Source organism: Pseudonocardia sp. Ae505_Ps2 (genome assembly GCF_001932425.1).
In the GTDB taxonomy this organism is placed as follows: domain Bacteria; phylum Actinomycetota; class Actinomycetes; order Mycobacteriales; family Pseudonocardiaceae; genus Pseudonocardia.
In genome coordinates, this window is the sequence record NZ_MCIP01000002.1 from 86,002 (window position 1) to 96,107 (window position 10,106).

Genomic DNA, 10,106 nt, shown 5'->3' on the forward strand with positions numbered 1-10,106 from the left:
AGTCGCGCAGCAGGTCCGCCCAGGACTCGGTCGATTCCCGGTAGCCGTCGACGAGGGCGACGAGCTCCTTGTGCCCGTCGGCGCGGACTCCGATGAGCACGAGCAGACACAACTTGTGCTCGGCGAGGCCGATGGTGACGTGGATGCCCTCGGCCCACACGTACACGTAGTCCACCCCGGACAGGTCCCGGTGGGAGAACGCCTGCTGCTCGGTCTTCCAGGTCTCGGTCAGCCTGGTGACCGTCGATGAGGACAGGCCCGCGTTGGAGCCGAGGAACTGCCCCAGCGCGGGCACGAAGTCCCCCGACGAGAGGCCGTGCAGGTAGAGCAGCGGCAGCACCTCGGTGATCTTCGGCGTCCTGCGGCACCAGGACGGCAGGATCGCCGAGGAGAACCGGCGCCGCTCGCCCGTCGCGGGGTCGATCCGGCGGTCGTCGACCCGCGGCGCCCGCACCGCCACCGCGCCCGCGGCTGTCACCACCTCGCGAGGCTCGTGGGAGCCGTTGCGCACCACCAGACGCCGCCCGTGGGCGTCGCGTTCGTTGCTGTGGCGGGTGATGTAGTCGTCGACCTCGGCCTGCAGAGCCTGGGCGAGCATCCGGCGGGCGCCCTCGCGGACGAGCTCGTCGATCAACGCCGGCCCCTCCTGCACACGGGCCTCGTCACCGGATCCGGCCTCGGGAACTACGCTGAGCATGGGTCGTGCCCTTCCGGCCAGCGTTGCTGCGCCGGTCTTGCTTGAGAGCCTTCAAGATCACCGGAAGGGTACGGCCCCTCCACAGTCATCCACAGGTCTCAAGCATTGCTCCACTTTCACCGAGCGACAACTGCGGAACCCAGGCCCTGCCGCTGGGTCGAGACGGTGAGACCATCGCAGCCATGCCCCACACAGACACCACGGCACCGGCGGCAGTGCCCGCGGTCGCTCCCTCGACAGCGCCGACGGCGGGTCGGTCGGCGATCTTCCGGATCGGGATCGCACTACTCGAGGTCGACCTCGAGGTCCACCGGACCGTCGAGGTCCCCGCCGAGGTCACCCTCGCCGTCCTGCACCAGGTCATCCAGGAAGCAATGGGGTGGGAGAGCTCCCACCTGCACAAGTTCACCATCAACGACACCTGCTACGGCATCCCCGACCCGGACTGGGACCCCGCCTGGGACCTCGGCGACCGTACCCACGACGAGCAGGCCGTCACCCTCGCCCAGCTCTTCCAGGTCGGGCAGGAAGCCGACTACGTCTACGACTTCGGCGACAACTGGCACCACACCCTGACCGTCACCGCGCTCACCACCGCCGAGCCCGCAGTGCGCTACCCACGCTGTATCGACGGCCGCGGCGCCTGCCCACCCGAAGACGTCGGCGGCACACCCGGCTACGCCGCATTCCTCGACGCACTCGCCGACCCCGACCACCCCGAACACACCGACCGAGTCCAATGGTGGGGATCAGACCAGTACGACCCCCACCACTTCGACCTCGACGCCACCAACACCGCCCTCCTGACGCTGTGACACCCGCAGGCCGTGCCGAGGACGCCGACCTGGGCCCTACCGCCTGAGCCCGGGGCTGCGACCAGGAGGCTCGCCCCCGCGTCCCCGAGACGCGGCCCGCAGCAGCGACACCGCCGAAGGCTTCGCGGTCACCTACCGTCGCTCCGCCGCAGGCGGACACCACCGCAGGCGGTGCGGTCACCTACCGTCGACCGGACCTACCCGTCAGTAACCGTGTTTAGGTGAAACCCATGCACACGACTTCCCGCACACGACGCGCCGGTGCCGCAGCACTCCTCGCCGCCGCCGCACTCACCACCGCCGGCGCACTCACCACCAGCACCGCCACCGCCACCCAGCCCACCGCGGCCGAGCAGCCCTACTACGAGGTCTGGGAACCCGGACAGCACCAGCCCCCGCACCCCACCGCAGGAGTCCACGTGCCCCGACCCGACACCACCACCACCGACACCGACGGCCCCCACGCCGTCGGCCCCCTCCCCGCCACACCCGCCGCACTCACCACACCGACCGGCCCGACTGCCCCGACCACGCCGACCACGCCGACCACGCTGCCGATGCCGACCGGCGCCCCCACCGCGCACCCCCTGCAGCAGGCCCTGATCGGCCACTGGACCCCCGCCCACGACACCACCGCAGGACGAGCGTTCGTCGAGTTCACCCCCGACGGACACTGGACCGGCTCCGACGGCTGCAACCACCTGACCGGCACCTGGGGCGTCCACACCGACGGCACATTCACCGCCACCGCCAACCCGACCACCCTCATGAACTGCGAGAACATCCCCATCGCCGACTGGCTCACCCAGACCAGCCACGCCGACATCACCAACAACACCCTCGTCCTGCGCGGCCCCGCCGGAGACACCACCACCACCGCCCTGACCCGCCACCCCTGACCCGCCGGGTCACCGCCCCACGACAACACCCTTCCCCCGCGCAGTGCGATAGGTCACACTGAAGGTGTTCGGGTCTTCAGCGGTCGCACCCACCCGGCGCGCTGGGGAGCGCACGCCACCCGCGACCGCCCACCAGGGCCGGGCCGCCCACCCCTCCGGCGACGGCCCGGCCCACCCCGACACTCAGGCCCCCGACCCCACAGGACGCCGCCGGACGCCGCCGGACCGTGGCGAACCAGGACAGATCAGGACACACCAGGAAGGACCACGGTGCGTGACACGACCCTGTCCCCTGTCCGACCAGACACCTCCTGTACGGGTGGTCGCGACGGCTGTCGCAGCAACAGTCCGTGCGCGCCGCGCGCGACCCGGGTGACAGTGTTTGACCTGTAGTTTCCCGACCTGAACCCTCTCGTTGCAGCCGGCACGGGCTCCCCTCGTATCCGACGTGCCAGCAACAACCAGGGGGACATACCCCATGTGGAAGAAGACCGGGATCGTCGTCGCCGCCTCGGCCGCATCGCTGATGGCGCTCTCCCCGGTGGCGATGGCCCACGGCACCCACAGCGGTGACCACGGTGACGGGATCGACAAGAGCGCCGAGGGCCTGATCGCCGGCCTCAACGGCAACAACGTCAACGTCCCGATCCAGGCCTGCAACAACAACATCCCGCTCAACCTCATCGGGCTGCAGGTCCCCATCGAGGACGCCGCCGCCGCGAACGGCCTCACCGGCGCTCTCGGGATCCTCGGATCCGGCACCGCGAAGTCCGGACACTCGGTCACCGACCAGTCCGACAACTGCGCCCAGACCGGCGCCGCCGGAGACACCGTCAAGGGCCACAAGTAACACCCGCACCACCCAGCACTGCTTCGCCGACGGCCCAACCTTCACCACGCCGGCGACCACGCGGTCTGCTCTTCTGTCGAGCAACAGCACACAGACCGCGCACAGGACAGAGCCCCGCCCCGAGGGACCACGGCACTGACCCACAGGGTGCCCACCCCCGGGGCGGGGCTCTCCCACATCCCCGACAGCCCGGCAACGACAACGTCCCGAACCGGCGCCTCTACACTCGCCCACCTCGACCGCACCACCGCTTTGAAGCGCCGCGCTGGCGCCACCCCATAAAACTGGAACTGTTCCAGATAACTCTTAGGAAGCCCCGGGCCCGGGGTAAACGGGGGTGGTGTCCAGGCGCAGCGGTTCACCCGGGCCGGCCCCGTTGCTCACCACTATCGTGACCGCCTGTATCCATCGTGAAGGGAACCCGTCATGCGCCCACTTCCGCCGACGGTTGCGTTGATTGCGCACCTCCTCGCCCGGCTCCTGATCGGCGGTGTCCTGATCGCTCACGGCGCGCAGAAAGCCACCGGGTTCAACGAGGTCGTCACCGCTTTCACCCAGATGGGCGTCCCTGCGCCCGCCGCCGTAGCCGCGACGGCGATGACCATCGAGCTCCTCGGTGGTGCCGCGCTGATCGTCGGGTTTGCCACCACCATCGCCGCCGTCATCGTCGTCGTGAACATGACCGGAGCCGTCGTGCTCGTCCACTCCCCGACAACCGTGTTCGTCACCGACGGCGGCTGGGAACTGGTCGGCGTCATCGCCGCAGGAGCGCTCCTGCTCGCCGCCACCGGCCCCGGACCCTGGGCGGTCGACACCATCCTGGGCACCCGGCGCCACACACCCCCACCCGCGACCTGGCCTGACCCAAGCTGATCTCGGTGAGCATGCTCTCCGGGCTGACCGCGCCCGCTTCGCTCTTGATCAACGCAAGGAGCGACGGACCCGCCCGTCCGGCCACCCCCACGCCCCGACCCGTCGAGGTCTGCTCGCGGTATTCGCGGTCCGCGTCGTCCTCGCCGTCACCGGCGGGGATCAGCGCCCGCAGCCGCTCGGTGACCGGCTGCGGGATCCGCGCGGTGACCCGGATGAACAGGGCCTCCCCGGCGCGGTGCAGCGCCGAGGCCACCATGCTCCTTATCCGCGCCGCAGACGGCGGCTCGATGCGCTCCTCCCGGCACCGGGCCCAGCAGCGCCTGCCGCACCAACTCCGGACCGCACTCGGACGGCGCAATCTGCTCGATCAACCACGCGGTGTGAACCTCTGGACCGGGAACGAAGAGAGGGCGGGAATGCGAACCGAGCCCACACTGCAGACGGCTGGTGCCGAGCGTCCCCGCCACAGACCCGTCAGGACCCTGTCCGCACTCGTGGTCGCGCTGGCCGCGGTGTCCTGCTTGGTGGAGCTGAGCGCGGGGTTCGCAGCCGCGGGCCCCGTGGTGGACCGGTGGTTCTGGTTCGTGGGCATCCCCATCGGACCGAGCGTCGTGGTCGGTCTCGCCCTGGTCCTGCTGGCGGCGGCCCTGCGCGCCGGCAAGCGGGCCGCGTGGCTCGCCCTGGTCGTGCTCCTGGCCCTCTCCGCCGCCGGGGAGCTGGTCCTGGCCCTCGCCGGGGCGGCCGAGTGGGCCGGCACGATTGTTCCGACCGTGTGGGCGGCGCTGCTCGTCGCGCGCCGGGGCGAGTTCGCCGCGCACGTCGCCCCCGGGGCACACCGGCGGGCAGCCGCTGTCCTGACCGCGGGTCTCGGCGGGGCGGTCGGGATGGGCTGGCTGGTGGCCCCGTCGGTTGGCGGGGCCCCCGGGCGGCCGGGCCCCGCCTGGTGTGGGTGCTCGACCGGTTGACCGGGGGCACCTTCGAGCTGGTCGCGGGCAGCCCGGCCGGTGGCTGGCTCGACACCGCACTGGACGTCGTCGGTGGTGTGGTGCTGCTGGGTGCGCTCGCGGTCTTCCTGCGCGGCGCACGGGCACACGGCACCGCGACGGCGGACGACGAGCTGCGGGTGCGTGCGCTCGTCGCCGCCCACGGCGGGCCGGACTCGCTGGCCTGGTTCGCCAGCCGCCGGGACAAGCGCGTGATGTTCGCACCGGACGGGCGCGCGGCCGTCGCATACCGGGTCGTCGCGGGCGCGTCGGTCGCGGCGGGCGACCCGGTCGGTCCGGTCGACGGCTGGCCCGCGGCGGTGTCCGCCTGGCTGGCCGAGGCCCACCGCTTCGGGTGGCAGCCGGTCGTCCTCGCCGCGGGCGAGCGGGGCGCCGCGGTGTACCGGCGGCACGGTCTGCGGGTGCGCCGGATCGGTGACGAGGCCGTCGTGGACCTCGCCCGGCTGGCCCGCACCGGCGGCCGCGAGGGCCGAGTCCGGCGCGCGGTCCGGCGGCTGGACGGCGAGGGCTTCCGGGTGACGGTCCGGCGGGTCCGCGACGTGCCCCCGGCCGACCTCGACGCGATCGACCGCCGTGCCGAGCGGTGGCGCGACAGCGCGATCGAACGCGGCTTCTCGATGGCCTCCGGGCGCGTGGCGGACCCGTCGGACCCCGACGTCGTTCTGGTCGAGGCGTTCGGTCCGGACGACGTCGCCTGCGGGCTGCTGACCTTCGCACCGTGGGGCTCCGACGGTCTGTCGCTCGACGTCATGCGCCGGGGGTCGCACGCCCCGGCGGGGCTGACCGAGTTCATGATCGGCAGGCTGGCCGCGGTCGCCCCCACGCTCGGTGTGCGCCGGGCGTCGCTGAACTTCGTCGTGTTCCGGGAGGCGCTCGAGTCCGGCGCGCGGCTGGGTGCCGGACCCGGCCAGCGGGCCCGGCGCACGGTGCTGCGCGGCGTGTCCTCGTTCGTGCAGATCGAGTCGCTGCACCGCTTCAGCCGCACCTTCGAGCCCGACTGGGTCCCGCGCCTGCTCTGCTGGTCCAGCGGCACCGCCCGGGCCGTGGTCGCCGCCGGTGCGGCGGAGGGCTTCCTGCGCCCGAGTGGCGTCGGCAGGCGCGCCGCCGCCCGCCGGCGCGACGACCGGTTCCGTGCCCGGGTGGACGGCATCGGAGCGCCGGGTGACACCGCCGATCGGTCCGCGGAGCGCGCCCGCTCCCTCGCCCTGGCTCCTCTGGTCCGACCGGTCGGGGAGGTCGATGACGTCGCCGCGCTGCAGCGCCGCCACGTCGGGCTGGACCGCGACGTGCGGACCGGCGAGCCGGCGACCGTCGTGGGCCGGGTCCGTGCGCAGCGGACGTTCGGCGCGCTGGCCTTCGCCACGCTGCGCTCGGGCCCCGCCCGGATCCAGGTGATCGTCGAGGCCGCCACCGTCGGCCCCGAGGCACTCTCCCGCTGGAAGGACGGCGTCGAGCCGGACGACCTGGTGCTGGTCAGCGGCGAGGTCGTCACCTCTCGGTCCGGGGAGCTGTCGGTACTGGTCGCCGACTGGCAGGTGCTGGGCGCACCGGTCCGCCCGGTGCGGCCCGATCCGCTCGCCGACGCCGCGGAACGCACGCTGCTCGCAGCCGGGTTCTCCGAGGTCGCCGCGCCCCCGACCCACCCGGCCCTCCCGGGTGCGCCGGGTCCGGGACCCGACGGCGCACCGGAGCGGGTCTACCACCTGGAACGGTCCGCGTCGGGCCCGGTCCTGCATCTGCGCGTGGCTCCGGCCGACGCGACCACGGCCCGCGGGATCCTCGACACGGTCCTCGCGGACCTGCCCGCGGAACCCGTACCGGGACGGACCGCCGTGGTCGAGGACGGGCGGCCGCTGACGACCGCGCCGCTCGCCCGGCCACGCCCGTGGTCCCCCGGGACCGCCGACGCCTGGCGCATCGTCGCCGACGGCCGGGACGTGGCGGAGGGCGCCTCCGGGCGCACCGACGCCGGGTTCGTCGACCGCCTCCTGGGCCCGGGTCCGGTGACCGCCGCGTTCGAGCGCGGGGTCCTGCCGTTCGCGACGCTGCGTGCCGACCTGGCCGCGCTCGCCGGGGCCACGGTCGACGGGCCGCAGGGCGGCCGGACCCCACCCGACGCCGGCGACGGCGACCGGGGCAACCGGTGACCGTCGCCCCGATGCCGCCACCGTTGCCGGTGCGCTCGGTCCTCGACCTGTCGCTCGTCGCCGGCGGGCTGCCGCTGGCGATCTCGATCGCCGGTGCCGCCGCGGCGGTGTTCCTCGCCTGGCCGCGCGGCCGGCGGTGGCTCCGCCCGGCCGTGCTCGTCGTCGCCGTGGCGGTCCTCCTCCCGGCGGTGGCCGCGCTCGTGCTGAACGTGCTCTGGCGCCCGACACCGGACGTGCTCCCGGCCCGGCTGTTCGTCTGGTCGGGGGTCGCGATCGCGGCGGTGCTCGCCGGGGTGGTGGCCGCTCGACGGGGTGGCCGGGACACTCGGCTGCTCGTCGTCCCGGCGGTGGTGCTGGTCCTGGCGACCAGCGGCGTCAAGGTCAACGCGATCTACGGCTACTACCCGACCCCGCGGCCGCTGCTGGGCCTGGCCGACCCGAACGCGCTGGACCCTGCGCGGGTCCCGCACCGCACCGGTACCGCCGTCGCGCCGGTCCGGTGGGTCGCGCCCCCTGATCTGCCCGACCGGGGTGCCGTACTCGACCTGCCCGTCCCCGCCCCCGTGTCGGGCTTCGCCGCGCGCCCGGCGCTTGTCTACCTCCCGCCCGCCGCGCTCGTCCCCGGCGCACCGCGCCTGCCCGTCCTCGTCCTGGTGGCGGGCCAGCCCGGAGCACCCCGGGACTGGCTGACCGCCGGGCGGCTGGCCGCGGTGCTCGACGTGTTCGCCGCGGCGCGCCGCGGGCTCGCGCCGATCGTCGTCGTCCCGGACGCGACCGGCTCCACGTTCGCCAACCCGCTCTGTGTCGACTCCCCCCGCGGCGCCGTCGAGACCTACCTGCGTCGCGACGTACCGGACTGGATCCGCGCCCGCTTCGACGTGGAGAGCGACCCCCGGCACTGGACCATCGGCGGGTTCTCCTACGGCGGCACCTGCGCCCTGCAGCTCGCCGTGCGCGCCCCCGAGGTCTACCCGGCGTTCCTCGACATCGGCGGGCAGGACGAGCCGTCCCTGGGCACCCGGGACCAGACGGTGCGCGCGCTGTTCGGCGGCGACGACGCCCGGTTCCGCGCGGTCAACCCGGCCGACCTGCTGCGCGCCCGCCGATACGACGGGGTGTCCGGCACCGTCGTCGTCGGGTCCGAGGAGGGCGACGACGTCGCAAAGTCCGCCCGGCTCGTCGATCTCGCACGCTCGTCGGGGATGCAGGTCCGCCACCTCGTGCTGCCCGGCGGGCACTCCTGGGCCGTGGCCACCGCCGCCCTGCAGCTCGCGCTGCCCGACATCGCCGCCCGCACCGGCCTGCCCTGATCCCGCTCAGATGCCCACCTTCACCCAACCGGGGTGCAGCCCGGGAGCGGGTGGGCGCTGATCGAGCCCCTGTTGCCCGATGCCCACACCGGTGGCCGTCCGGAGAAGCATGTCGCTGCTACTGCGCATTAGAGCGTGTCCCGCGGATCATGGGACGGGATCTCGTAGCCAGATCCTGATCGAGGCGACGTCGACGGTCCCTGGGATGTCTACCTCGGGGGCGATCTCTTCGAAAGGTAGTCCTACCTGCGCGGGCAGAGGGGTCGCGATCTCAGTCGACGAGATTTGACGCCGCTATAGACACGGCCTGACCAGGTAGTTTCCTCTGCTCATCGGCGTCGGCGCTGCCCCCTGGTGTAGACCGCCTCGAGCGCGACGGCCCAGATCATCGATCCCCCCGAAGGATCGATCCCGCTCACTCGACGTGCCGACGCCCCCGTAGCTGCCCGCCGCTGCCCGGCGACTCCGGGTAGCACGACCGTCGGCACCAGCGCTGCTGCCGGCGATTCCCCTAGAGCACCTGCGCCGGTTGCAGACGCCGACCTGCTGCGTGCCCATCTGGAGGGCGACCCGCAGTCGTTCAACGAACTGATCCGGCGGCACCGCACGCTGCTGCGGATCGTGGCCCTACGAGTCCTCGAGAACCACCACGACGCCGACGACGCGGTCCAGGACGGCCTACTGCGCGCGTTCCGTGGTGCACACACCTACGCCGGGCGCAGCTCGGTCGGGGCTTGGCTGCGCACGATCATCGAGAACACCGCGCGTACCGCCGTGCGTAACCGCCAGCGCGCCCAACTCCGTGTCTGGTCCAGCTTGTCCGGGCGGGTGGTGGCCGTCGTGACGATGAACGCGATGTCGGCGTCACTGATCAGGCGGGGACGACCTCCCGCCCACTGAGGTGTTCTCAGTAGCGGGGTGGCAGGTCGTGGCGACACGCCGAGGGTGGTGAGATGAGCGGGAACGGGGCAGGACCCCGGTAGATCGGTTCGGTCCAGCACAGATCGACACCGTCACCGAGGTCCTGCATGTCTGATCCTGTCACCTACACCGCTGTCCTCCCGATCGGGGAGCGCACCGTGGCCTATCTGGCGCGGCTCCTGGTCCTTCAACGCCGTCGACGTGGCACCCGGCGGCGGGCGTTGACCCCGTTCGCCCAGGCAGTGCTGGTGATCCGCTGGTTCTGTGATGCTACCCGGGTCCGATGTTCGGCCGGTGACAACGCGATCAGCACTGCAACGGCCTACCGTTACCTGCACGAAGGCATCGACGTCCTCGCCGCGGCCGCACCCGGCCTGCACGGAGCCCTGCTCGCCGCCCGCACAGCCGGGCACACCCACGTGAATCTCGACGGCACCCTGATCGCCACCGACCGGTGCCGCGCGCTCGGCCTCACCCCCGGGGTCGACCTGTGGTGGTCGGGCAAGCACCGCCGCCACGGCGGGAACATCCAGGTCCTCACCGCACCTGATGGATGGCCGCTATGGACCAGCGACGTGCGGCCGGGCCGC

10 protein-coding genes are annotated in these 10,106 nt (G+C 72.9%); 9 read left to right on the forward strand and 1 reads right to left on the reverse strand.

The features are described 5' to 3' along the window. A partial coding sequence (locus Ae505Ps2_RS28665) for a transposase (protein ID WP_170917170.1) occupies positions 1 to 697 on the reverse strand: 697 nt, incomplete at its 3' end. Positions 698 to 879: 182 nt separating this feature from the next. Between Ae505Ps2_RS28665 and Ae505Ps2_RS28670 the strand changes: the two genes are divergently transcribed. The 9 genes from Ae505Ps2_RS28670 to Ae505Ps2_RS28710 all read left to right on the forward strand — a co-directional run. Beyond that, complete coding sequence (locus Ae505Ps2_RS28670; protein WP_083702652.1) at positions 880 to 1,512, forward strand: plasmid pRiA4b ORF-3 family protein; 633 nt, start codon at positions 880 to 882, stop codon at positions 1,510 to 1,512. A 230-nt stretch (positions 1,513 to 1,742) separates the two neighbouring features. Further along, positions 1,743 to 2,411 carry an META domain-containing protein gene (locus Ae505Ps2_RS28675; protein WP_075554341.1) on the forward strand — a complete coding sequence of 223 codons (669 nt, stop codon included), beginning with the start codon at positions 1,743 to 1,745 and terminating at the stop codon, positions 2,409 to 2,411. Between the two features lie 478 nt (positions 2,412 to 2,889). After that, on the forward strand, positions 2,890 to 3,261 hold the full coding sequence (locus tag Ae505Ps2_RS28680; RefSeq protein WP_075302833.1) for a hypothetical protein: 372 nt from the start codon (positions 2,890 to 2,892) through the stop codon (positions 3,259 to 3,261). Positions 3,262 to 3,687: 426 nt separating this feature from the next. Continuing rightward, positions 3,688 to 4,134 carry a DoxX family protein gene (locus Ae505Ps2_RS28685; RefSeq protein ID WP_075313173.1) on the forward strand — a complete coding sequence of 149 codons (447 nt, stop codon included), beginning with the start codon at positions 3,688 to 3,690 and terminating at the stop codon, positions 4,132 to 4,134. Positions 4,135 to 4,550: 416 nt separating this feature from the next. Continuing rightward, entirely contained in the window at positions 4,551 to 5,099 is a 549-nt protein-coding gene (locus Ae505Ps2_RS32240; RefSeq protein WP_075313175.1) for a hypothetical protein, read from the forward strand. Continuing rightward, a complete protein-coding gene (locus Ae505Ps2_RS28695; RefSeq protein ID WP_170917165.1) occupies positions 5,084 to 7,285 on the forward strand; it encodes a phosphatidylglycerol lysyltransferase domain-containing protein in 2,202 nt (733 codons plus the stop codon). Before Ae505Ps2_RS32240 ends, Ae505Ps2_RS28695 begins: the two co-directional genes overlap by 16 nt. A gap of 11 nt (positions 7,286 to 7,296) precedes the next feature. Further along, positions 7,297 to 8,595 carry an alpha/beta hydrolase-fold protein gene (locus tag Ae505Ps2_RS28700; RefSeq protein ID WP_075554362.1) on the forward strand — a complete coding sequence of 433 codons (1,299 nt, stop codon included), beginning with the start codon at positions 7,297 to 7,299 and terminating at the stop codon, positions 8,593 to 8,595. Between the two features lie 591 nt (positions 8,596 to 9,186). Further along, positions 9,187 to 9,495, forward strand: coding sequence for an RNA polymerase sigma factor (locus tag Ae505Ps2_RS32245; protein WP_256386017.1), 309 nt, complete (start codon positions 9,187 to 9,189; stop codon positions 9,493 to 9,495). A 128-nt stretch (positions 9,496 to 9,623) separates the two neighbouring features. Further along, positions 9,624 to 10,106 (forward strand): transposase family protein (locus Ae505Ps2_RS28710; protein ID WP_283160358.1); only part of this gene is annotated, 483 nt, incomplete at its 3' end.